Below are 23432 nucleotides of genomic sequence, written 5' to 3'. Positions count from 1 at the left end.
GGCGCTCGGGCGGCTTGCGCGTGCGGCGCAAGCGCCGTTCGCGCCGCCCTCGGCCGGCTGCAAGCCTCTGGGTACTGCGTCAGCAGCTCTAAGTTGAGCGCATGACTGACGAGACAGAGGCCGCGCTGGGTTCAGTTCGATCTGCCGCCCAGGTGTGGGTCGAAGCGGTGATCAACGTGCTGCTTGCCGATCCCAGCTCGTTCCTGATCGACGACGATGTCTTCACATCGTGGGTACGTACCGACGAGAACACCTTCGCCAAGCGGCGTGCCACAGCTACATGGCATCCGCGTCTGTACGACGAGGCGGCAGCGCTACCGGAGCATGATTCACTCCTGCAGAGGGCGCGGGAGTCGGCCGTTATCAATGGGCAGTTGGGCCAACTGGTGGGTAGTCCGATGGGGTCGGCGCGCATGGAACCCGAGAGGTTCGCCATGGCTCTGCTTCCGGGACCGACTCAACTGGATGGCTACAACTTCGACGTGGCGTGGACGGCATGGGTCGAGGTATTCACCGAGGACGTAGTCGCGCAGAAGACCGTGATTCCTCTCTTGGGGCTGGACCTCGAAGGCGCCACCCTCAACTGGGATGCAAACACCGCAGTGCGACCGTTGACCGATAATGAGGTGGTTGCTGGCCTCAGGGTCGGGGTCCTCCGCAGCGCACACTACGACTCTGGCGTTTTCACCGTCTTGGGGAGCAGCATCGCAGGCCTGGTGATCGAGCAGTCACTGCCCAAGGTAGTAGGCGAGTGGCCCGCCGACGCCATGTTCCAGTATGCGCGAGAGAACGAGTCGGAACTCGCTAGCAAAGTCGACCTTCTCCGCCAGAGTCTGGCTCTCGTGGGCTTGGGTGCGGTAAAGCTCGCGGGACGCTACGGCTTCACAGAGGCCCCGGTGCTTGGCCGGAGCGTCACCTACCAAGCCTTCACGGGCCCGCTTCGCTTAGGCCCCAGCGTGCCCATACGCGCGGCGCAGGTCTCACAGTTCGAGGACACCTGGGTTGTCCTCGCGAGTGCGGCAAGCGACAGCCATAAGTCACTCGCGCTCGCCTCCCGTAGGCTCAGTTTCGCACACCAGAGAGAGCGTGATGAAGACATCATCCTCGACCTCCTCATCGCGTCAGAAGCCTTCTATCTATCCGGGAATAGCACCGAACTAAGGTTCAGGCTCTCATTGCGCGCGGCCTACTGGAACGAGCTGCCGGGCTGGAGCCGGCGAGAAGTATTTGACCTGTTCCTCAAGGCGTACGACGTACGCAGCAAGGTGGCACACGGGGGTACTGCGAAGGCGAACGATATGCAAGTCCGTGGCAGCGTGGTGAGCCTTCACGACTTCATCGAAGCAACCGACGCGGTTCTCACGGCCGCTCTGCAGAAGGAGGTGCGAAGACTGCACCAAGCTTCCACTCCGTTGCAGCCCGTTGCCTGGGAAGACTTGATCGTGGGGTCGACCGCGGCTCCAACAGATTTGGCTGTAGTAGAAGACGGCGACACCGGCAGCTCCGGCGACTCCGGCACTCGAGAGTCCACCGCCTGAGTGAACGTGGACGAACGACGCAGTCGTGTCTGCCCGATCTCTCGACAAGCGCCCAATCCTTGACGTGGTGCTGTGAGAGTGAGCCGGGGGTGCGCCCCCAAACCCGGCCTCGGCTCCGGGATGCGGGAAGGCGCCAGGGCGGTGATCCCGTCGCGCCGGCCAGCCACAGGTCAGCCGCCCCGGTACCGACCTGTTCAGGACCTGCGGCCGCTACGCGGTGACTCCGTCATCCCGGACAGGTCGGTACCGGGTCGGCTAACGACCCACCTGGCCGACGCGACGGGATCACCACCCACACCACCTGAATTGGGGGCAACCCCAAGCCCCGCGAGCCATTCAGCGTCAGCGGAGAGTCAGCGGGACCGGCGCCACGCCCCCCACCGCGACGTCACAAGACGTCATTCATTGCTTGGTCGAGGGATGTACCCGGCCGGTGTGCCTACGTTCGCAACGAGGGGGGTGAGTGTGCAGACTCCGGGAACTTGCCGTGGCAAGCCGAAAGTGCACCAGAACCGAAGCACGGTGCCTCACCTGTGCAACAGGTTCCCCGTAGCCGCTTCACTCGCCTCCCTCTCAGGCTTGCAGTCTGGCGGTTCGCTCACACCGCAGCGAAGGGGCGTTCGCCTCTTCGAGGACGGCACGGTGGAGCGGGGATGCGGCGGTGCGGTAGGCACGGATGCTCCACAGGGCCGCCCGACTCGGCCGAGGGCAACCGCCTCGCTCTGCGCAGTGAGGCGACGGGAGACGACGAACGACTCGTCCGTTCGGGCAGATCGGCCACAGCAGCACGTTGCCAGGAGCAGGACAGCAGCACCGACAGTGAGTTATGCGGGTCGCGCTTGCTTGTCCAAAAGCCAAAACAAGTAGTGCGGTCGCTCGCGAACGTCCGCTCGCCCCTCCAAGCGGTTTTGTACAGCAGTCACCAGCGCCCAGATTCCGCCACCGACACCGACCACACTCGCCGCGTCCGCCAAGGCGGCTACATCCAGAGCTACGAGTGCCGCTGTGCACACAGCCAGGCTTCCGCCCGACGCTTGCACGGCGTTGACGCGGGAGGCTTTACGCAGCTCGCTCTGGAGTAGACGGACTCCATCGGAGATCTCATTCGACAATAGGGCGAGTTGCGCGTTGTATTCGTTCGGATCACCGCTCGCTGTGACTGCCATCAGTTTCGGACGTAAGTAATGCTGCAGCGAGTCGAGCGCGTTAGCCTCCTGGACCAGGATCGTGCAATAATCGCGAAGGCTGGTCCCCTCGATGCACGGAAGGTCCAGCATTAACAGCGGCTGCAGCAAACGAGCCTTATAGGCGTCTTGAACAATGTCAACGACTCTGCCATTGGTAACCACAAGATCTGCAAGAAGATCCGTCTCACTAAGCACGTCAGGAGGCGAGGGCCATATAGAACTGCCTGGCTCGGAGCGCGCGACGTGCCTCTCAACGCGGGGGAGGTATGTGACGAGGCCGGCTTCCAAGATGGGCGCGGCGTCCTTCAAGAAGATACCTAGATTCGCTAGACCACCACAATAGGCGTAGACCTCTTCCGTCGTGCCGAATAGGGCGCCGTCCCGCCACTGTGAGACCAGTCGGGGCGGATGCTCGCGCCGGCTAACCCGGTCTGCAAGAGACGGAGATCCGTCGCTAGGCGCGGAGTGAGAGATTACAAGGCGGTCGGATACCAGCGGTCCGCGTTTCGCCAGCAGCTCTATGGAGGCTTGATCGGAAATGACCGAAAGGTGAAAGGCGCCGTCCCCACCTCTCACGCGTTCACTGCCCACTCTGTCGAGTAGGCCACTGTCGACGTAGTTGGTTATGTATGCTTTCGCTAGCTCAACGGGCTCCAAGCCATTCCAATTGCGGGCGTCCCGGAAGAATCCCTGAGCGGGACTGGTGAGGTTGTCCCCGTAAGCAGCGTCACGGCGGTGCCGCTGGAGTAGGCGACGTCGACCTCGAAACTTCACGACCGGCTCTCGTTCAAGTCGAGGGCCAGGAGACCCCAGTCGCTAGGCTTATTCACTGAGGTTAACCCTGTGCCGTGGCGCCGGGAGGTCACCCATCATTGTGTCCGCCGCTTCGCGCCCTGCTTTCAGACCCGCTGCCCGCACTCGAAGCAGGGCGTTCGACGAAGACAAGTGAGGCGTTAAGGGTTGTGTGTACCGCCTGGATGCCGTTCAGGTAGTAGTCGGCTTCCTGGGCGACGTCGACCACTTGGCGACCGGATGGGTCCTCGTAGCGTTCACTGGTCGCCCGCAGGTCGAATACCCACGCAGTGGGTTGCAATACCACTACTCGCTGTCCAAGGACGCGTCCGTCGTAGCCTCTCACCGCCACGGCCTCGCGTGCCTCAGGTGGGCGGACGGGCACGACCAGGTCTCCGTTCGATGCGACGTCCGGGTAGACCGGTTCGGTGGTCATGAGGCGACCGTAGGACGCTCGGCGGGCAGTCGCGAAGCCCCGGCTGATGCACCGTCGTCGGCGGGGAGCGGTGGGCGCGTGACGCTGACAAGGACGGTTGACCAGTACGGGTGGTTGAGCACGTCGGGTACGTACTCGACGGTCTTGCCGGTGCGAGGTGCGTGGACCATGCCGCCGCGGCCGTCGAAGAGGCCGTCGTGGCTGACCCGGCTGCCCCCGATGGCGAAGGACAGCACGTCACCCGCTTGAGCCTGGGACGGGTCGACGCGCGTGCCCATGGCCTCGATGGCGACGGAGCTGTGCGGCAGACGAATGCCGGCGGCCTGATACCAGGCGTGCAGGATGAGTCCGGAGCAGTCGAAGCCGACGATCCCTGCGCCCTGGGCGAAGCCCTCCGAGGGACCGGAGATCGTGCCCCCTCCCCAGGAGTAGGGCGTGCCGATCCACTGCGCAGCCGCGTTGACGGCCACCTGACCGACGTCCTCCCCGGGTAGCGCGGCGAAGTCGGCCGGGATGGCGCGAGTCGCACACGGGTCCACGGCAGCGCCAGCAGCTGGCTGGACACCGCGGGGCTCCGGGTCCGGAGACGCAGCCGGGCTGGGAGGCTGCGCGGCCGGGACGGTGGTACTGCTCAGCGCGGTGAAGATCTCGCCCGCCAGCGGCTCCCAGCGGGCGTAGGCGTTGGGGAAGGCGGAGCGCTGCACCTTCTGCGCGGCGATGGTGAGGGGCATCTGCTGCCAGCCGGGGACCTGGACGAGGGTGTCGTAGAACTTGCCGGCGGCGTAGCTGGGGTCCATCAGCTCGTCGAGGGTGCCCCACCAGGGGTACTGCTGCTGAAAGACGTTGACGCTGCCGTGGTCGCGGCCGACGGCGTCGTGAGGGTAGTTCAGGGAGCGCGAGACGTCGCGCTGGTCGGGGCGGAGCTGGCCGGTGCCGTCGTTGGCGTAGTTACGGAACTTGGACTCCTGCGCGGCGACAGCCAAGGCGACGCGGATGCCCTGCTCGGGTATGCCCTTCTGCCGGCCGACCTCCACGATTGTGGCGGCGTGCTGGAGCTGGGTCTGGTCGAGGCCGGCGATGGAGAGCCCGGTCGGGTTGATGGTGACAGTGCATTCGCCTCGGACGTCGGTGGCCTCTTCCTCGAGCGTGGAGCTCATGAGCGCGGAGCCGACGCTAAGGCCGAGCAGCAGCGGGACGGCCAGGGCCACCGCGACGAGCTTCTTCCACGGCACGGCACCGGCGGCGCGAAGCGCGAGGGCTTCCCACATCAGGGGGCTCCGGCGGCGTCGGGCCCGTCGACGGGCTGCAGGTCGTCGAGCAGCCAGCCCGTCTCGTCCTGCACAAGGAGGGCGACTAGCGCGGTGCCGTCCTCAAGCTGGACGTCGACGAGGGCCTGGCCGTCGGCCTCGACGCGGAGGCTGGTCTCCGTGAGGGGCGAGGTGGGAACTCGGGAAGGTTCGATGTCCGCTGCTGCCTGCTGATAGGCAGGTGTGGCTGTCGTGGCCAGGCCGTTCGACCGGGCGGCCAGGTCTTGTTGCTGCCAGGCGACCACGGCGTCGGCCGCGACGATCTCCGGCTCGGTGGCTTCGGGGCTACCTGCACCGGTGGACGCGCTTGGGTTAGGTGCGGGATCAGTCTCGGACTCAGGCGTCGCGAGCGGGGCGTCGCTGGGGGCGGCCGGTGGGAGCGCTGGCACTGCCTGGGGGTCGTTGGTTGATCTGCCGAGCAGGACTGCCGTGAGGGCACCAGCGCCCAAGACGACGGCTGCGGCGAGGCGCGGTCCCCGTGCGGCAAGCATCAACGTGCCTGGGAGGTGGCGGAGGTGACCTCGCCGGCGACGACCGCACGGTCGGTGTCGGCAAGGTCGACGACGGGGCCGTCGAGGGTGTGGATGACGGCGACGCTACGGCCGTCCACGACCACCGGATCGAAGTCCAGCAGCGGTGCCATCTCAGGCCGCCGGTCCGATGTCCGGGGGTCGACGTCGTCAGGCTCGGCAGGACCTCGAGCAGACCTTGAGGCCGATTCGGGGACGACGGCGCGGCGGGGGCCGGGCAGCGGCCGGGGCATAGCGGAGCGTGGGCCTGTCAGAGCGGGTGCCGGAGCCGGACCGGGGAGCTCGGCCGGGGGACCGCTGCGGTCGACGGCTCGCTCGTCGTACGCGGGCGCGGCGACGTGCTCGGGTCGGATCTCGCCGGGCCCGTAGCGGTAGGGCTCGAAGGGGACGGTGGGCGTGTTGCCGGGCGTGGTGGCTTGTTCGGCGGCTGCGGTGGCGCGGTTGCCGGCGAAGACGCCGAGGGCGACGGTGCCGGCGCGGCTGACGAAGCTGGTGGCGCCGCGCTTGGTGCGGGCGTACTCGGCGCGGGTGGTCTTCACGGCGTCGGTGCCGCGGACCATGGTCGTCAGGCGCCGGTAGGGGCTGAGGATGATCCACATCGCGATGCCGACGAGGAACGCGAGCAGGATGCCGAGCAGGGCAGGCAGGCCCGTGTCCGGGGACAAGAAGACCCCGTAGAGGTAAGCGGTGACCGCGGCGCCGACGGCGAACACGATGCTGTTGATCAGCGCAGCGGCGCAGAGGCTGAGGACCCCGCGCAGGGTGCCGCGCAGCAGCAGGGCGATGAGCGCGACGAGGGGCAGGAACATGACGACGAGCCGGATGATCAGGTAGCTCATGGCCACGAGGACGAGGCTCATGACGAGGATGGGCAGGATGCCCATGAGGGCGAAAGCGACGATGGCGTGCCCGATCCGGTCCAGGCTGCGGGCGCCGGTGAGGTACTCGTAGGCGTCGGGGTCGCTGGCCTTGATCGCCTCGGCGGCCTCGCGCCACTGGTCCTGCTTGGCCTCGATGAGCTCGGCGCCAGCGCCGTTGGGGTCGGTGCGGACGACGTCGGTCTCGGCCCAGGTCAGGGTGGAGGCGGTGAAGAGGACGGGGCCGTACTCGCGGGCGGTGGAAGAGGTGGTGTCGCCCAACGTCCCGGCGACCCAGCGGTCGTAAAGGATTGCGTCGACGAGCGGCCGGACGGTGGCGGCGCTCGGGTCGGCGCCCTCGGTCCCGACGATGGCGCGGTTCACCGACGTGATGGCCCCCGAGGTTACGGAGTCGGTGAGGTCGGCGACCCGGGTGGGGTAGTTGGCGGCGAACGCGGCCAGCGTGGCGGCGACGAGGACGAGGGTGCCGGTGCTGATGGCGGCGGACAGCCGTGCCCGGCGGATGCTGACGATCATGACCACGCCGACGGCGACGGCGAGGACGGGGAAGAACGGCTGCGTGAAGCCCTCGTACAGGGCGTTGGAGACGTAGCCGACGGGGGCGTCGAGCTGGTCGAGCCAGGTCTGGTTGTAGACGACGTCGGCGAGGGTGGCGACGAACCCGACGGCCAGGACGGGCCAGGCCATGATGCTGTTGGCGGTCGAGGTGAGGGCGGAGTTGGTGGCCTGGCCGGGGCCGGGGACGCAGGAGTCGACGTACATCGACCAGCGGTAGCCGGCGAGGCCGGTCGTCTCGTAGACACCGGTCGTGGCGCCTTCGGCGAACGGGTCGGCCTCGAGCGGTGGCGGGTCGGTCGGGCGGGGGGTGATGAAGCCGCTGAACCCGCGGTCGGGGGACTGCGGTACGGGCGGGTTCTGGCACGACGGCAGCCCGGGGATGGGAAGCATGGGGACCGCGGCGGACGCTGGCGCTGCCCCAAAGAGGATTGCGACGACGAGCATCCCCAGGACTGCGAGCACCCGGGACACGACCGGCCGGTGGCTCACGCGATGCTCCAGTCCACGGCGTCGGCGTCGGCGTCCAACTCCGTAACGGCGACGGCAGGGCGCAGGTCCACGGTGGGCGCGGCCTCGACGGTGTGCAGGGCCCGCCTGCCGGTGCGCTGCTCGACGAGCTGGGCTTCTGTGGGTGCGGTGGTGGGGTTGCCGACGGCGGTGGTGTCGAGGGCGTCGAGGACGTGCTGGAGGTGGCCGAGGTCCCAGCGGACACGTTCGGTGTAGCCGTCGGCGTCACGCAGGATGAAGTCACGCGCCCCGGTGCGGCCGCGGCCGACGTTCGGGCGGAGTCCGCCGAGGGCGAGGGTGGCGACGGCGCGTTCGTAGCCGAGGCCGGTGGGGATGCGGGCGAGCTGGAGCGCGCCGGCGGCTCCGGCGGGGTCTTCGATGCCGCCGATGACGCACTCGTCGATGAGGCCGCCGGCCTCGAGGCTGAGCAGGTCGCTGGGCTTCTGGGAGGCGGCGAGGACGCGGGTGTTCCACTTGCGCGAGTCGCGGGCAAATCGTTCGACCAGGGCGCGGCCGGCGGGGGTGCGGCGCAGGGCGTGGGCCTCGTCGATGACGACGACCTTCCGTTCGCCCATGCGTCGGCCGTAGACCCGTCGGGAGGCGTAGTTGGCGGCGAGGCTGAGCAGGGGGACGCTGATCCGTTCGTCCTCGCTCCAGTTCGTCTCCTCCGCGTCCGGCTCCGGGAGGGTGAGCCCGCCGAGGGTGAAAACCAGCAGCGTCGGCTCAGGTGCGCCGTGGGCAGCGCGGGCGGCGCGGTTCTCGGCGAGGTAGCCGACCTCGAAGAACAGTCGGGCTGAGGGGAACTCGGACATGTCGGTGAGGACGTCGTAGATCTCGTGGTCCGCGTCGCGGGGGTCGCGCTTGATCTCCTGCAGCACGCTCATGAGTGAGGCGGTGTGTTGGCCGCCGACGGCGCGGACCGCGGAGCGGACGATGAGGCTGGCGTCCCGGGGCACGGCGGATCTCCGGCGGGAGAAGCAGACGCAGGGTGTCGGTGGCCAGCTGCAGCCGGCGACGCTGGGCCAGGTGCCGGGCGTCGGTGTAGACCTCGTCGAGCATCGCCTCGTACTCGGCGCCGGTGAGGCCGATGAGCCTCTCGTCGTCCACGAGGTTGGCCCGTTCTGGTTCGGGGACCGCCGTGTACGGCGAGAGGGTGCCGGGGGCGGAGCGGAGCAGGTCGATGTGCTGGGAGACGTCGGCGATCTGAGGGATACGGGTGAGCCGGGCCAGCGGGCCGGACGGGTCGAAGATGGTGGTGCTAATCCCGCGGAGGGTGGCGTCGTAGGCCAGCGAGCCGACGACGACGGACTTGCCGGACCCGAGCCCGCCGATGACGGGGGTGAACCCGGACCGTTCGCGGACCTCCATCGCGTGGTGCAGGTTCCACGCGACCGCGCGGCGGGAGGTGCCGACGGTGTAGCCGATGTAGGAGCCGTCGCGGGTGCCGACCGTGCTGGAAAGGTGGGGCAGGGCGCCGGCGAGGAGCTCGGTCTTGCCGCGGCGGCGGTGGGCGCTGGATGCGGCTGGTTCGCCGGGGACGAACTCGCGGTGCAGGCCGTGCTGGTCGGGGTCGCGGTGGAGCTCGATGCGGTACTCGCGGTAGCGGTTGAGGACGGTGTTGACGCGGTCCTCGAGCTCGGCGGGTGAGGAGGCGGTGACGCCGGTGTGGAAACGGCCGTCGACCCGGGCCACGGCGTGGGCGCCGCCGTCGGCGATCTCGTCGGCGGTCGCGCGTGCCTGCTCCCCGGTGCGGCGCAGGGCCGGCGGGACCTCGACGGAGCTGCTGGCGATGTACTGCTGCTCCTGATCGACGACCTGGTCGATCCGGGTCTGCATCGCAGTCGCGGCCTCGCGGCCGGAGAGCAGCCGAACCTGAGCGGACCACTCGACGGGGAAGGGCAGGGAGTCGGCGTAGGCCATCCACGGCAGGTGGGTCTGAGGGATGATCAGGTTCTCCATCCGCCCGACGGTGAGGACGGTGGCGTACCGCTCGAGCGGGATGGCGTCGCCCGTGCGCTGGGGGCGGGCGACTAAGCGGACGTAGGGCTTGCCGGGGGACGGGTCGACGTCGAGGGTGCCGGTGAACATGGTCAGGTCGGACGTCTCGACCGGGACGGTCATGCCGTCGACGACGGTGTGCGGCTGCGGGAGCCCCAGGCCCAGGCTGCGGTGGACGAGCCACTCGACCTCGTGCTGCTCAGCCTGCACGGCGTCAAGGCCGGGGAAGGCCATGAGCGCGTCGACGCGGACCAGGTCGGCGTCGACCTTCGCGCGGGTGCGGGCGGTGATGCGGTCGCCGCGGTGGGCGGGGGTGAGGCTGACGCCGACGTAAGTCTCGGTGTCAGAGAACGTCGACCCGCGCAGGTGGCGCTGCACGTCGACGAGGTGCTGCCCCCAGTCGTCGCGGCTCGACGGGTGGGGGGTGTCCTCGGCCAGCGCCTTCGCCCACTGGTGGATCGGGTAAGGGCGCTGGACGGTCCGGATGTGGAGGTTTCGGCCCGCGAGGGCGGAGTACGTGTCGCCGATCTGCCGGATGAGGTTCTCGCGCCGGTCGTCGCCCTGCCACGACCACTGCTGTGGTCCTAGCCGGTACCAGGCACGCAGCCCGTTCCGGGTGATCGAGATGCAGCCTTCGATCCCGCGCAGTGCGAGCGGCAGCGGCGGGAAGTCGACACCACCGCCGGCGACGGGAGCACCCAGGAGCCGTGCGAACGGCTGTGGCCTGGGGCGCCGGGTGGCGCCAGCGCGGCGGCGGAGCAGCCGTGTGGTTGCGGTCATGTCAGTCCCCCGGGAAGACGTGCGTGCGCGGTGCGGCTCTGCGCGCGGTGTGGCGGCAGCGGAGCCAGTGGCGAGCAGCTCGCACCTCGCCGCGTGCATAGGCGAGCCACGAGATAAGCGGGCGTTCGGCGGTGAAGTGCGGGGCGAGCAGGTAGCCGACGACGAACCCCGTAGCCAAGGCGTAGAGCCCTCCCGGCCACAGGCCGAAGACGGGTAGCAGCGGGATCGAGACGAGGAAGGTGACGGCGGCGCCGATGGCCAGGACGCTGTACCGGGGCTGGCCGATGACGGTCCAGCCGCGCAGGTCGATCAGGCGTGGCTGGTATCGCCAGATGGCGTCGTCGTTGCTGATCAGCACGGCTGCCTCACGCGAGCAGCCAGTTCAGGACGTCGTCGCTGGTGCCGGTGATGAGCGGGACGCTGATGCCGGCGATGAGCAGCGCGATGATGACGATGGCGAAGGTGCCGAGCGCGTCGCCGATGCTCGAGCGCTTCACACCGAACAGCACGATGATCGCGACCACCACGAGGCCGACGCCGAGCAGCTGCAGCAGCAGCGACTGGATGCCGTCCACGTTGACCGGAGCGGCCGAGGCTGGCGCGGCGAGCAGAGCGGGAAGTACAGAGTTCATGACAGGTCTCCTCAAACGAGGTCAGACCGGTGGATCCCCCGAGCCACTACGACCCTGGTCCACCGGGCGGGTGGGATGGCAGAGACGAACCGACGTGACTTGCACCCATGTGGGCGGGTTCGACGGTAGCGACCACGTCGCTCTCCGTGTGAGCGACACGACGGTCTGTGGACAGCGGTCATACCCGTTATCCGAATGGCCTGGGAGAGAATGGCGACGGCAGGTCAGCCGCGCGACCTCCGCCCCTGCTACACGGTAGCCAGGTTCAGGCCCACCTGTCTAGACGAGCCAACCCGAGGCGACCTGTACGGCTGATCGGGTCTGTTGCTAGGCCGAGTAGGCGGAGAGGGCCGTGCACGCTCAATGGCCTCCGACGAGGCGTCGACGGACGATGACGTGACCGAACTACCAGAGCAGCACGAGCTCAGGATCCGCGTGCCCAGCGATCTACACGTGGACAGCCTTCGGGGCGCGCTGGACGCCATATTGCGAATTGTCGGTCAGGACTTAGCGTCCAGATGCGCCCCACAGATGCACCGAGCCGTCGGCGAGACGTGGTCCGACGGGGTGCAAGCTTCGAGTGGGGTTGTGCAAGACCCAGCCTTTTGGCTTAAGGAACTATTGAATCCTGCTTCGCCGGCTAGAGCGGCGTTTCCGGGATGGCAGGTCTCGAGCAAGCATAAATTGGGAGAGGCGCTAAGCTTACGCAATCGCCTCGCCCACTATGACATGGGTTCAGAAGAGGCCATGCCTAGGTCGTGTGCTGCGGGCCTGGCAACCCTCAGTCGCCTGGCGAACACGCTTCGCCTCCCCTGTCGGCTCGAAGTCCAGGCTACTAGTGAGCAACTGCAACTTCTGCTCTCTGGTGAAGCAATTGTCCAACTATCCGTGGCAGAGGTCGCACGCCTAGTGGAAAGGCAAAGGGCGCTTGACGCTGAGAAGGATCGTGAGCGCGCCCGGGCAATCGCTGCCGAAGAAGAGCTGGAGCGGGTTCAAGACCGAGCCGCGGCTTTGGACGCGGAGCTTGCCTCGTACTCGGGCGTCGAGCAAGAGCGGCTTGTGCTTGTCGGACGACTTGAGGCCGCCCAGTCCTCGATCGTGCGACTTCAGCAGGAGAACGAGATTCGTGAGCGGCACCAGGTCATACTTGATGAGACGGCCGGAGAATTGGCTGTCGAACAGGCGCGTGGATATACCCTCACCCCTCTCCTTGCCGAAACTTTCGCCCGACTGTACGCCGTCGCAATTGGGCTAGCGGGAACGTCCAGCGACTTCAAGGCACAACTTGACGGAATCGACGGAGGGCTTGCTCCAGATGCGTTGGAGCTCGTCAAGACCGCCCGAGAAGCCGCGGCGTCGATGGAGGACATGACCTCCGAAGTCATCGAATTGTTTGATGGCCTGGGAGTCCCAGAGCACCACGTGGTGGATGGCGAAGGGTCGGCGGCAGATCTGAAGAGGCACATGGCCGCGTACAAGTCTCTCATCCGCACGAAAGCCTATGCGGACGAGGTGTCTCGGCTCGATGATGAAAGTCAACAAATGATTAGCGCACTGCAATCGCTGGGTGCGCGATGGCTCAACTTCGCAAAGAGGCGGAAGTGGCTGCAGCAACAGATTGACGAGTTCGTTAGAATCCGAAACGGAAGAAACGTTGTAGTCCCAGGCAATCAGTTTTCGGGTTCTGACGAGCTCCTGCGGCCCGGGGATGTGTGGCCCTACCTCCGTGGCGAAGACGTATGGGTGCTTTCTACCCTCCGCAAGAAAATCTGCCGGCCCAGGGGGCGTGAAGGCACGCTCGGCGATCGGGTGGGTCCAAAGCGCGAAGCGGAGCTGGTGGAAAGTTTCCTGCGGATTCGACCTGAGGGGGGACGACTCTGGATCGACGCCGACGGGGACGTCTGCACGCGTATTGGATCGTCGGACATCTACTTGGGCCGGGTCGACGACGCGTCTAAGGCGCCACTGCCGATCAAGGTTCCGGCGTGAGGAAGACGTCGCCCGCTGTGGGGCCCTAGGCGCCGTCGTCCACCGTGCCCCTATTGGCCACGCCTAGCCCGGTCGCGTTGTCCCCGGCCAGCAGGTCGGTGGTCCGCAGCGAGTCCGCACTGCGACCGAGGCACCCACTCGGGAACCAGAAGGACCACGAGTATCCGGACTGGTGAGGATGAAACGGTGGCCCTAATCAATACCAACGGGTTGACCTCGTAATGCGAAGGTCAAGGGTTCGACTTCCTTAGGTGGCTCCACGGCAACGCGGCAGTTCATTCGCTCTCGGGAACGGTATGGGTCGGTCCAAGGGGCGATCAAGCCGAGGTGGTCCGCACCTGGTCCGCAGCGCGCTCGCATCGGGCTTGTTCGGGCGGTCTGCGAGGGCGTGGTCATCCGTGACTGGGGTGGCGTTGACGTCGAGCTTGCCCCAGCCACTGTGAGCCACTCAGTCCAGGGCGATGAGCTCGAGGAGCGCGTCGCGCAGCCGCACGTCCTCACGCGGCAGTCCGTCAAAGACCTCGGTGAGGAGCACCTCTGTCTGAAGGATGCAGTCGAGGCCGCTACCGGTGGGTGCCTGCCGAACGACGAACAACTTCTTGAAGTCCGGCGCCTCCAGGGGCACGGGGACGAGCGCGTTCTCGGCGACGACGGTAGGACCGAACACGATGAAAAGGGTCGGAGAGGAATCAGCGCGCCGCAGGGCTACCCCCCACTCCCACTGGCCGGAGAAGCGCGCTTCGACCTTGACCACGCGACCCGAGGACACGCGTTCGCTCAGCTGGTCGGAGAGGGTCGTCTGAGCGAAAGTCTTCAACGAGCGCTTGAGTTCCGAGAGGGCCTGGCGCCCCTCGTCGAACTGCCGCCTGGCGTGCTGTGCTACGAGCTCCGCGAACTCCTGCGCGGCAACGTCCTGCGGCCGATAGCCGTAGCGCGCGGACTCCCCGGTCTCGCACATGGTGGTGAGGAAGGCGATACGGTCGTCGAGGTCCAAGGCAGCGGGCCCTTTCAGGAAGTGCTGGAACAACTGGTCAAGGGAAGAGTGCTGCTGCGGATGGTTGCGCTTCCACCCGCGGTCATCATGAACCGCGCTCTGGAGTCCACTCAGCAGATCGCCGTAGGTGACGACTGTCGCCTCGTCCCAGCCCGCCGTTTGCAGGTGGGGTTCGTGCCTCGCGCAGAGAAGGACGACCACGGCGTTCTTAGCACGAAGTCTCCCGTGCTCCAGGTAGCTGTAGTAGTCGTGGTCGTGGCCGTCAGACGTGCCGTAGTTCTCGATCACCACACACGCGTCCGGACCGGTCAGCACGATGTCGGCGATGTCCTTGCCCGGCAACTGTGGCCCGAGGGTGTTGACCTCCTGAGTGACTGTGTAGCCCGAGGTCGGGAGCGCCGTTCCGATGGGTGAGGAGTTGTTGACCAACTCGAGAAAGATGCGCTGGCCGCGGTCCCCCAGCTCATGCGTCGCGTCGGCGTCCAGGAGCCAGGCGAAGACGTTCGACAACTGCTTCTCGTGGGTGCCGTGGCGCATGACGCGAAACACGTTGAACTGGGCCGCAAGGCTCCTTGACAACGACGGCACGAGGCCGATGATGGTCTGATCCAGCGAGCTCACGGCCTGCATCCCTGGACCATGGTGGTCCCGCCGTCCCCTACGTAAGGATCTTGGCGAAGACGGCGAGTGGTCCTACCCACCGCAGGTACGAAGGGCCCCCTAAGCGTCACCCGGAGAAGGAACGTCGGCTCCGCCAGAGTCTTCAAGATCAAGGGGTTCCTCCCGGTGAGGGCGCTGCGCGTCTGACCACGGCGTCTGAGGGGAAGGGATCGGCTGCAGGCTGTGTGACTTGAACCCCCGGCTCTCCCCGCCACCCCTTCGGTGGAGCCTCGGGCATCGTGATGTCGACCGACCCCCGGCCTCCTCCCGTGCGGGCACGCTGATCAGGGAGTCTCAAGCGCCGCGCTGGCGGTCCGCCCGGAGGCGAAGTAACCCGGCACGGACCATCCCCGACCAGGTTCGGCGTTGCTGGCCTCCGCCGGGGGCACTTGACGGCGACGACTCTGATGCTGTCGCGCGAGTTGGCGCGTCGACCTCGACTGTTCTCGCAGCCCTCGGCCCCTGGGTAGGCGCGAGCTCTTACTCGCCCTGCCCACTGCTAACGCCTTGCTAACCAGACAGGCGCGGAGGCGGCCCGATGGTGAACTGGACTTGACCCCGGCCGGGGTGGAGTCAAACACCAGCCACACGCCCGCCACATCTACGTGTCACTTGTAATCGGGCGGTTGTGGGTTCGAGTCCCACCGCCAGCCCCCTCGGTGTTCTCACCCCATCGTCTTCTGCCCGTCGACCGCCTCCCGCAGGATGTCCGCGTGCCCGGCGTGCTGGGCGGTCTCGCCGACGATGTGGACGAGGACGCGTCGGGCGGACCGCGTCGCGCCGGTCTCGAACCACGGCGCCTCGGGCAGGGGCTGCGCCGCGTCGAGGTCCGGGAGCGACAGCACGAGCTCGTCCGTGCGGCGGGCCACCTCCGCGTAGGCGGCGAGGACGCCCTCGAGCTTCTCGTCCCGGCGGAGCACGAAGCCGTCGGCCCGCTCGGCCCAGCTCTCGTGGGTGGCCGCCATGACCGCGGGACCGTCGAGGACGAAGTCGACCCACTGGCGCTCCGTGAGCAGCACGTGCTTGACGAGCCCGCCCAGCGACAGCTCGCTGCTCGGGACGGGCCGCAGCCGGGCCTGCTCGTCGGTCAGCCCCTGCACGGTGTGGCGGAGGAAGGCGCGGTGCGCCCGCAACGACTCCAGCAGGTCGGCGCGCTCGCGGTCGGTCTCCTGGGCGGTGGTCGGTTCGCTCGTCGTCATGGCCAGGACCGTAGGAGCGGGGTGCGACATCGCGGCCGGGCGCTGAAGACGGTGACCCGGCGCCCCCGGACGTGGTTGCCTTGCCCCCTGACCGGTCGACCGCCGAGGGGGGTGCCGCCAGTGGTCGCTGCCGACCACGCGAGCCGCGGCGCCGCCGACCCCGCGAGCTGGCGGACGCCCGTGCAGGTGCTGGCCGACCTGGCGGAGCCGGCCGTCGTCGTGCTCGCCTCGGACCCGCTGCAGCGGGTGGAGCGGCTGTTCGACGACGACCCGGGGCTGCGCCACGTCGTGCTCGAGGCCGGGGACGCGTTCCACCTGGTCGACCGGCTGCACCTGGACCACCTGCGGCGCGAGCGGCCGTGGCCGGGTCTCCGGCTCCACCGGCGGACCCTGCTCTCGCAGGTCGAGCTGCCGACGTCCGTCGTCCTGCCCTCCACCACGCCGGTCGACCAGGCCGCGGCGACCGTGCTCGGCCGGGACGCCACCGCGTCGCTGGAGGCCGTGGTGTGCGTCGACGACCACGGCCGGCCCGGGGTCGTCCCGGTGCGCCGGCTGTTCGAGAGCCTCTCGCGCACCTTCGCGCGGCAGTCCGTCCTGGACCCCCTGACCGGCCTGCCCAACCGGCTGCACCTCATGAACCTGCTCGACCGGCGCGCCCCGTCGACCCCGGCCGCCCTGCTCTACGTCGACCTCGACCGCTTCAAGGACGTCAACGACAGCTACGGCCACGGCGCCGGGGACGCGGTCCTCGTCGAGTTCGCCGCCCGGATGCGCCGCTGCTGCCGCTCGGAGGACGTGGTGCTGCGCCTCGGCGGCGACGAGTTCGCCGTGCTCGTCCCCACCGACGTCGGCGACGGGGCGCTGCTGGCCCTGGCCGGGCGCGTCGTGGCAGCGGCCGCGGCGCCGTTCACCGTCCCGCTGCGTGGGCCGGACGGCGCGCAGACCGGCGAGGCGACCGTGCACGTCGGCGCCTCGGTCGGCGTCACGCACCGCGCGGCCGGCCGGGGCGAGGACGCGCTCGCAGCCATGCTCGCCGAGGCCGACGCCGCCATGTACCTGGCCAAGGACCAGGGCCGGGGCACGGTGCGGACCTTCGAGGAGGCCCGCCGCGTCGCCGAGGCCGCCACCGACGACCGGCCCAGCCGGCACACCATCGAGCGGCGGCTGCGCGAGGCGCTGGACGGCAGCACCAGCAGCCGGCTCCACCTGGTCTACCAACCGATCGTCGACCTCACCACCGGCGCCGTGGTCGAGCTCGAGGCGCTGGCGCGCTGGGACGACGGGGTGCTGGGCACCGTGCCACCCGACCGGTTCGTCCCTGTGGCCGAGGCCGGCGGCCTCATCCTCGAGCTGGGCCGGTGGGCGCTGCGGGCGGCGTGCGTGCAGGCCGCGACCTGGGCGGCGGTCGGCCGGGTGGCGCCGTCGGTGTCGGTCAACGTGTCGCCGCTGCAGCTGGTCGACCCGGGTTTCGAGACCGACGTCATCGACGCCCTCACCGCGGCCGGGCTGCCCGCGGACCGGCTCGTCCTGGAGATCACCGAGGCCGCCGGGGTCGACGACCTTCCCCGCACCGCCGCCGTGCTGCACAGCCTGCGCGGCCGGGGCATCCGGGTGGCGCTCGACGACTTCGGCGCCGGCCGGTCGTCCCTCACCCTGCTGCGCGAGCTGCCGCTGGACACCGTCAAGGTCGACCGCTCGCTCGTCAGCGCGTCCTCCGGCACCGTCGCCGACGCGCTCGTCCTCCGCCTGCTCGTCGAGGTCTGCCACGGCCTCGGCCTGCGGGTCTGCATGGAGGGCGTGGAGGAGGAGGTCGAGGCGGTCCGCCTCACCGGGCTCGGCGCCGACACCGGCCAGGGCTGGTGCTTCGGGCGCCCGGCCGCCGGGGTGGGCGCCGACGCCACGACGGGCACGCTGCGGGCGCTGCGCCCGCGGCCGCCGCACCCCGAGGAGCGCGGGTCGGACGAGTTCGTCGTCGCCGTCGACCGCGAGGGGCGGGTCGTCTACGTGTCCACCCGTGCCTTCGACGTGCTGGGGTTCCTGCCCTCCGACGTGGTCGGGCGCCCCTTCGGCGACCTCGTCGACGAGGCCGACCGACCCGTCGTCACCGTCGCCGGCCGCTGCGTCATGGGCCCAGCCCACGCGGGCGGCACGGTGCGGATGCCGCACGTCGACGGCGCACGCCGCTGGGTGTCGGTGCGGCCCGCCGGCGGTCCCGAGCGGGCTCCCGGGATGGACGCCGCCCTGCTGCTGCGCTGCCGTGACGTCACCACGGTGGTCGAGGCGCAGCACCGGCTCCGGGAGGCCGAGGAGACGTTCCGGCTCGTCTTCGACGGCGCCCCCACCGGCATGGCGCTGTCCGGGCTCGACGGCACCATCCAGCGTGTCAACGCCGCGTTCGCCACGATGCTCGGCCGCGAGGCCCACACCCTGGTCGGGCTCCGCGTCGAGGAGATCACCTGGCCCGAGGACCGCGCGGTCGACGAGGTCCACCTGGGCCAGCACCGCGAGGGCAAGTCGCCCGAGGCCCCCGTCCGCAAGCGGTACGTCGGCCACGACGGCAGGCCCGTCCACGTCGAGGTGCAGGTGTCCCTGGTCGCGTCCGCGGACGGCGAGCCCGCCGCGGTCGTGGCCCACGTGCACCCCGCCCCGAGCGCCTGACCGTGGTGGTGGGCTGGACACCTGTCCAGCCTGGACGGGTGTCCAGTCCCACCACCTGCCGCCCCCCGCCGGCGCCGTTGCCGGAACAGCACGGCCGCTGGACCCCACCGCCGGGCGGGGCTGTGATGCGGCCATGACGTCGCAGACGCACGGGCAGGACCACCACGGCAGCGGGAGCACGGGGACCGACGGCGTGCAGGACGTGGACGCCGTCGTCGCGGAGATGATGCGGCAGGAGTTCTGGGACGCGCGCTACGCCGGCGAGGGCCTCGCCTGGAGCGGCGACCCCAACCCGCAGCTCGTCGCCGAGGTGGCCGACCTGGAGCCGGGCCGGGCGCTGGACGTCGGCTGCGGCGAGGGCGGCGACGCGGTCTGGCTGGCCCGCCGCGGCTGGGACGTCACCGCCGCGGACCTGTCGCCGCTCGCCCTGGTGAAGGTCGAGGCCGTCGCCGCGGCGGCCGGTGTCGGCGACCGGGTCCGCACCCTCCACCTGGACGCGGTGGCCCAGGCGCCGGAGCCCGCCGCCTACGACCTGGTGTCGGCGGCCTTCCTCCACCTGCCGCCGGAGCCCCGCGCCGCGGCGATCGCCGGGCTCGCGGCGGCCGTCGCCCCGGGCGGCACGCTGCTGTGGGTGGCGCACTCCCCGCTCGACCTCGCGCTGCCCGGGCACGGCCCGCGGCCGCCGCAGCTGATGCCCACCGAGACCGAGGTCGCCGCCGCCCTGGACCCGCAGGCCTGGTCGCTCGAGGTCGTCGAGGCGCGGCCCCGGACCCGCACGGGCGAGGACGGCACCGAGGTGCTCCACCACGACGTCGTCGTGCGCGCCCGCCGGACCGGCTGACCCCTCGCCTGGCGGGCGAGGGGCCGCCCAGGGGGGTCCCGGTGCCGCCGGCGCATGGTTTCGCGGCGCCGGGGCACCGGGTACCGCCCTGGCGATGACTGTCTACGGTTTCCACGCCTCCCACGAGCAGGTCCATCCCTCCGACCTCCTGCGCGCCGTCCAGCTGGCGGAGCAGGTCGGCTTCACGGGGGGGATGTCGTCCGACCACTTCTCGCCGTGGAGCGTCCGCCAGGGCCAGTCCGGGTTCGCCTGGTCGTGGCTCGGTGCCGCGATGGCCAGCACGTCGCTGCCCTTCGGCGTGGTCAACGCGCCCGGCCAGCGCTACCACCCGGCGATCGTCGCCCAGGCGATGGCGACCCTGTCGTCGATGTTCCCGCAGCGGCTGTGGGTCGCGCTCGGCTCGGGCGAGAACTCCAACGAGCACATCACCGGCCAGGGCTGGCCCCGCAAGAGCATCCGCAACGCCCGGCTGCTGGAGTGCGTGGAGATCATCCGTGCCCTGCTCGCCGGCGAGGAGGTCACCCACGACGGCCTGGTGACCGTGGACCGCGCCCGGCTGTGGACCCGGCCCGAGGTGCCGCCGGCGCTCATCGGGCCTGCCGTGACGCCCGAGACCGCGGCCTGGGTGGCGTCGTGGGCCGACGGGCTCGTCACCACCAACGCCCCGCACGACAAGCTCCGCACGATGGTCGACAGCTACCGCGACGCCGGCGGCGCCGGCCCGGTCCGGCTCCAGGTCCACGTGTCCTGGGCGCCCACCGAGGACGAGGCGATGGCGCTCGCCCACGACCAGTGGCGCGGCAACGTGTTCCAGCCCCCGGTGTGCTGGGACCTGGAGACCGTCGAGCACTTCGACGAGGTCGGCGAGCAGGTGAGCGACGAGCAGGTCCGCGAGGTCGTCCTCGTCTCCAGCGACCTCGCCCAGCACGCGGCCTGGCTGCAGGGCTTCGCCGACCTCGGGTTCGCCGAGATCGCCGTGCACCACGTCGGCCAGGAGCAGCGGCCGTTCCTCGAGGCCTACGGCGAGCACGTCCTCCCGCAGCTCGACGTCACCCCGGCCGAGCCCGTCACCCCCGCGCGCACCACGTCGGGCACGGGCCCGCTGGACTCGCGCGAGCGCCTCGCGTGAGCCCGGCTGGCACGGCGGGCAGGGGCACGAAGGGCGCGGGCTCCGGGTCCTCCGCGGCCGCCCAGGGGCAGCACCGCGTCCCCGGTACCGGCCCGGGCGCGACCACGGCCTCCTCCGCCGACCTGTGGTGGAAGACCGCGGTCGTCTACTGCCTGGACGTCGAGACGTTCATGGACGGCGACGGCGACGGCACGGGCGACATGGTCGGCCTGGTCCGGCGCCTGGACCACCTCGTCGACCTCGGCGTCACGTGCCTGTGGCTCATGCCGTTCTACCCGACGGCCGAGAAGGACGACGGCTACGACATCACCGACTTCTACGGCGTCGACCGCCGGCTCGGGGACCACGGCGACGTCGTCGAGCTGGTCCGCGCCGCCCGTGATCGGGGCATGCGCGTCATCGTCGACCTCGTCGTCAACCACACCTCGAACGAGCACCCGTGGTTCCAGGCGGCGCTCGAGGGGCCGGACGACCCGTACCGGGACTTCTACGTCTGGCGCTCGGACCCGCCGCCGGACACCTCCTCCGAGGTCGTCTTCCCCGACGAGGAGGGCGGGATCTGGACCCTCGACGAGCCCAGCGGCCAGTGGTACCTGCACCGGTTCTACGCCCACCAGCCCGACCTCAACGTCGCCAACCCGGCGGTGCGCGCGGAGATCCTCAAGGTCGTCGGCTTCTGGCTGGAGCTGGGCATCTCGGGCTTCCGGATGGACGCCGTGCCGTTCCTCCTGCAGACCGACGGGCTGAGCACCGAGGAGCTCCAGAGCTTCCCCGAGCCGCACGACTTCCTGCGCGAGGTGCGCCAGTTCGTCGCCTCGCGGCGCGGCGACGCCATCCTGCTCGGCGAGGTCAACCTGCCCTTCGAGGACCAGCTGACGTACTTCGGCGGGTCCGAGGGCAACGAGCTCGACATGCAGTTCGACTTCATCGGGATGCAGCGGATGTACCTGTCGCTCGCCCGCGGCGACGCGCAGCCGATCGTCACCGCGCTCAAGGAGCGCCCCGGTCTGGCGGACCGGTCGCAGTGGGCGACGTTCGTCCGCAACCACGACGAGCTCACGCTGGACAAGCTCGGCCGGTACGAGCGCCAGGAGGTGTTCGACGCCTTCGGCCCGGAGGAGGAGCACCAGCTGTTCGGGCGCGGGCTGCGGCGCCGGCTGCCCCCGATGCTCGACGGGGACCAGCGCCGGATCCGGATGGTCTACTCGTTGCTGTTCGCCATGCCCGGCACCCCGGTGCTGTTCTACGGCGAGGAGATCGGCATGGGCGAGAACCTCGCCGCCGACACCCGCCAGGCGGTCCGCACGCCGATGCAGTGGTCCGACGGCCCCAACGGCGGCTTCTCCACCGCGCCGCCCGAGGCGCTGCCGAACCCCGTGACGACCGGCGCCTTCGGCCCGCAGGCGGTCAACGTCGCCTCGCAGGTCGACCAGCCGGACTCGCTGCTGACGTTCGTCTCGCGCCTGGCGCGGCGCTACCGGCAGTCGCCCGAGCTCGGCCGCGGCGAGGCCGAGGTGCTCGACGTGCCGCAGCACCACGTGCTCGCCCACGTCATGCGCTACCAGGGCACGGCGATGCTCGCGCTGCACAACTTCGCGGACGAGGCCGTCGAGGTGCCGGTCTCCTTCGCCTCCGACGACCACCTGGGCCGGCTCGTCGACCTGCTGGCCCCCGGCAGCATCGAGCTCGACGCCGACGGGGCCGCGACGGTCCCGCTCGAGGGGTACGGCTACCGCTGGCTGCGGCTCGTGACCCCGTCGGACCACCGGCTCAACTGACCTCCAGGTCGACCGTCGGCCACCGGCCCGCCGTGCGCGCTCAGTCCTCGCGCGCCCGGCGGGTCTCGCGGTCGTTGGCCTTCTGCAGCGCCTCGACGAGCTCGGGCTTGGTCATCCGCGACCTCCCCGGGACGCCGAGGCGCTTGGCCTGCTCCTGCAGGTGGGCCTTGGTGGCGTTCTCGTCGACACCGCCGCGGGTGGGGCGGTCGGTGCCTGCGCCGCCGGCCGCCTGCGGGTCCGACGGCCCCTTCCGGCCGCCCTCCTTGGGCTCCCAGTGGTCGCCGACCTTCTCGTGCGTGTGCTTGACCGCGGCCCACGCGACGCGGGCGGCCCTGGAGTCGTCCCCGTCGTAGGTGTCCTCGGCGGAGTCGTAGGTCTTCGCCCACGTCTCCTGGGCCTTGTCGTCGCTGCGCTGGAGCGTGCTCGGCAGCTCCGACTGCCTGGCCGTCCCGGCCTTCGTCGTCTTGGGCACGTCGCCTCCTCGGTCGTCGTCGCTGGCTGTCCGGTCGGTACCCCCGCCCGGACGCCTGCATGCCGTGGCGTCAGCCGCCGGCGACGAAGGCCGCCGCGACCGCGGCGGCCGACACCGGGGACGCGCCGTGCGCCCGGACCAGCGCGCCGGCGGCGGGGACCGGCGTCCCCGGCGAGGGCCAGCCGAGGTCGACGAGCACGGCGTCGGGCCGCGCGGCCAGCACCCCGTCCAGCCAGGACCGGACGTCGGCGGAGCGGTGGGTGTCCCGCGCGGCGACGACGAGGGGGCGGCCGGGCGCGAGACCGAGGACGTCGGCCGGGCTGCCGGTCGGGTCCGCGTCCGTCGCCGTCACGCCCGGGACGACGGCGGCGAGGGCGTCGGCCAGGCCCCACGGCACCGACCCCACCGCGGCGTTCGCGCCCTGGACCACCCGGACGACGACCGCCCCGGCCAGGTCCGGGACCACGCCGGTCACGCGGACCGCCGCCCGCGCGGCAGCCAGCGCCCGCACGTCCGCCCCGGCCACTCCGTCCGCCCCGGCCACGGCGTCCGCCCCCTCAGCCCCGGCC

The 23432-nt window shown here is 70.1% G+C and carries 17 protein-coding genes and 1 pseudogene; 6 read left to right on the top strand and 12 right to left on the bottom strand.

The window, feature by feature from the left end; translation table 11 throughout:
- Positions 1 to 101: 101 nt before the first annotated feature.
- A complete protein-coding gene (locus WCS02_RS02690; protein WP_340289369.1) occupies positions 102 to 1538 on the top strand; it encodes a hypothetical protein in 1437 nt (478 codons plus the stop codon).
- 824 nt (positions 1539 to 2362) lie between these two features.
- Here WCS02_RS02690 and WCS02_RS02685 read toward each other — a convergent pair.
- The 8 genes from WCS02_RS02685 to WCS02_RS02650 form a co-directional block, all read right to left on the bottom strand.
- Positions 2363 to 2920 carry a hypothetical protein gene (locus WCS02_RS02685; RefSeq protein WP_340289366.1) on the bottom strand — a complete coding sequence of 186 codons (558 nt, stop codon included), beginning with the start codon at positions 2918 to 2920 and terminating at the stop codon, positions 2363 to 2365.
- A 667-nt stretch (positions 2921 to 3587) separates the two neighbouring features.
- Entirely contained in the window at positions 3588 to 3953 is a 366-nt protein-coding gene (locus WCS02_RS02680; protein WP_340289363.1) for a hypothetical protein, read from the bottom strand.
- Positions 3950 to 5221, bottom strand: coding sequence for a C40 family peptidase (locus WCS02_RS02675; RefSeq protein ID WP_340289360.1), 1272 nt, complete (start codon positions 5219 to 5221; stop codon positions 3950 to 3952). Before WCS02_RS02675 ends, WCS02_RS02680 begins: the two co-directional genes overlap by 4 nt.
- Positions 5221 to 5505 (bottom strand): hypothetical protein, encoded by a 285-nt coding sequence (locus tag WCS02_RS02670; protein WP_340289357.1) that lies wholly within the window; start codon positions 5503 to 5505, stop codon positions 5221 to 5223. Before WCS02_RS02670 ends, WCS02_RS02675 begins: the two co-directional genes overlap by 1 nt.
- 245 nt (positions 5506 to 5750) lie before the next feature.
- Positions 5751 to 7715 (bottom strand): hypothetical protein, encoded by a 1965-nt coding sequence (locus WCS02_RS02665; protein WP_340289355.1) that lies wholly within the window; start codon positions 7713 to 7715, stop codon positions 5751 to 5753.
- Positions 7712 to 8617 carry an ATP-binding protein gene (locus tag WCS02_RS02660; protein WP_340289353.1) on the bottom strand — a complete coding sequence of 302 codons (906 nt, stop codon included), beginning with the start codon at positions 8615 to 8617 and terminating at the stop codon, positions 7712 to 7714. The genes WCS02_RS02665 and WCS02_RS02660 overlap by 4 nt, the downstream gene beginning before the upstream one ends.
- Positions 8618 to 10512: 1895 nt before the next feature.
- Entirely contained in the window at positions 10513 to 10869 is a 357-nt protein-coding gene (locus WCS02_RS02655; protein ID WP_340289351.1) for a hypothetical protein, read from the bottom strand.
- A gap of 7 nt (positions 10870 to 10876) precedes the next feature.
- The gene (locus tag WCS02_RS02650) at positions 10877 to 11143 is read right to left on the bottom strand and encodes a hypothetical protein (RefSeq protein ID WP_340289349.1); all 267 of its coding nucleotides are present in this window, start codon (positions 11141 to 11143) and stop codon (positions 10877 to 10879) included.
- Positions 11144 to 12031: 888 nt separating this feature from the next.
- Between WCS02_RS02650 and WCS02_RS02645 the strand changes: the two genes are divergently transcribed.
- On the top strand, positions 12032 to 13132 hold the full coding sequence (locus tag WCS02_RS02645; protein ID WP_340289347.1) for a hypothetical protein: 1101 nt from the start codon (positions 12032 to 12034) through the stop codon (positions 13130 to 13132).
- A gap of 448 nt (positions 13133 to 13580) precedes the next feature.
- Here WCS02_RS02645 and WCS02_RS02640 read toward each other — a convergent pair whose 3' ends face one another.
- Together WCS02_RS02640 and WCS02_RS02635 are read right to left on the bottom strand one after the other, a co-directional pair.
- Positions 13581 to 14756, bottom strand: coding sequence for a PD-(D/E)XK nuclease family protein (locus tag WCS02_RS02640; RefSeq protein ID WP_340289345.1), 1176 nt, complete (start codon positions 14754 to 14756; stop codon positions 13581 to 13583).
- A 695-nt stretch (positions 14757 to 15451) separates the two neighbouring features.
- Positions 15452 to 15985: a DinB family protein gene (locus WCS02_RS02635; RefSeq protein WP_340289343.1), complete on the bottom strand. Its 534-nt coding sequence runs from the start codon at positions 15983 to 15985 to the stop codon at positions 15452 to 15454.
- A gap of 120 nt (positions 15986 to 16105) precedes the next feature.
- Between WCS02_RS02635 and WCS02_RS02630 the strand changes: the two genes are divergently transcribed.
- The 4 genes from WCS02_RS02630 (at position 16106) to WCS02_RS02615 (ending at position 22391) form a co-directional block, all read left to right on the top strand.
- Complete coding sequence (locus tag WCS02_RS02630; RefSeq protein ID WP_340289341.1) at positions 16106 to 18643, top strand: EAL domain-containing protein; 2538 nt, start codon at positions 16106 to 16108, stop codon at positions 18641 to 18643.
- Between the two features lie 133 nt (positions 18644 to 18776).
- A complete protein-coding gene (locus tag WCS02_RS02625) occupies positions 18777 to 19484 on the top strand; it encodes a class I SAM-dependent methyltransferase (RefSeq protein WP_340289339.1) in 708 nt (235 codons plus the stop codon).
- Between the two features lie 94 nt (positions 19485 to 19578).
- Entirely contained in the window at positions 19579 to 20613 is a 1035-nt protein-coding gene (locus tag WCS02_RS02620; protein ID WP_340289337.1) for a TIGR03885 family FMN-dependent LLM class oxidoreductase, read from the top strand.
- A gap of 122 nt (positions 20614 to 20735) precedes the next feature.
- Positions 20736 to 22391 carry an alpha-amylase family protein gene (locus tag WCS02_RS02615; RefSeq protein WP_340289428.1) on the top strand — a complete coding sequence of 552 codons (1656 nt, stop codon included), beginning with the start codon at positions 20736 to 20738 and terminating at the stop codon, positions 22389 to 22391.
- Between the two features lie 40 nt (positions 22392 to 22431).
- Here the strand turns inward: WCS02_RS02615 and WCS02_RS02610 are convergent, their stop codons facing one another.
- Positions 22432 to 22863, bottom strand: coding sequence for a ChaB family protein (locus tag WCS02_RS02610; RefSeq protein ID WP_340289335.1), 432 nt, complete (start codon positions 22861 to 22863; stop codon positions 22432 to 22434).
- A 70-nt stretch (positions 22864 to 22933) separates the two neighbouring features.
- Positions 22934 to 23432: pseudogene (locus WCS02_RS02605) on the bottom strand (hypothetical protein); the annotation flags it as partial.

Source organism: Aquipuribacter hungaricus, assembly GCF_037860755.1.
Lineage (GTDB): Bacteria > Actinomycetota > Actinomycetes > Actinomycetales > JBBAYJ01 > Aquipuribacter > Aquipuribacter hungaricus.
The sequence above is the reverse complement of the archived record's forward strand: the minus strand, read 5'-3'. Positions and strand labels throughout refer to the sequence as shown.

What these genes read in the sequence shown, in the direction of transcription:
- WCS02_RS02690 (WP_340289369.1), top strand. Translation starts at nt 102, where the DNA reads ATGACTGACGAGACAGAGGCCGCGCTGGGTTCAGTTCGATCTGCCGCC.
- WCS02_RS02680 (WP_340289363.1), bottom strand. Translation starts at nt 3,953, where the DNA reads ATGACCACCGAACCGGTCTACCCGGACGTCGCATCGAACGGAGACCTG.
- WCS02_RS02675 (WP_340289360.1), bottom strand. Translation starts at nt 5,221, where the DNA reads ATGTGGGAAGCCCTCGCGCTTCGCGCCGCCGGTGCCGTGCCGTGGAAG.
- WCS02_RS02660 (WP_340289353.1), bottom strand. Translation starts at nt 8,617, where the DNA reads ATGAGCGTGCTGCAGGAGATCAAGCGCGACCCCCGCGACGCGGACCAC.
- WCS02_RS02650 (WP_340289349.1), bottom strand. Translation starts at nt 11,143, where the DNA reads ATGAACTCTGTACTTCCCGCTCTGCTCGCCGCGCCAGCCTCGGCCGCT.
- WCS02_RS02640 (WP_340289345.1), bottom strand. Translation starts at nt 14,756, where the DNA reads ATGCAGGCCGTGAGCTCGCTGGATCAGACCATCATCGGCCTCGTGCCG.
- WCS02_RS02635 (WP_340289343.1), bottom strand. Translation starts at nt 15,985, where the DNA reads ATGACGACGAGCGAACCGACCACCGCCCAGGAGACCGACCGCGAGCGC.
- WCS02_RS02625 (WP_340289339.1), top strand. Translation starts at nt 18,777, where the DNA reads ATGACGTCGCAGACGCACGGGCAGGACCACCACGGCAGCGGGAGCACG.
- WCS02_RS02620 (WP_340289337.1), top strand. Translation starts at nt 19,579, where the DNA reads ATGACTGTCTACGGTTTCCACGCCTCCCACGAGCAGGTCCATCCCTCC.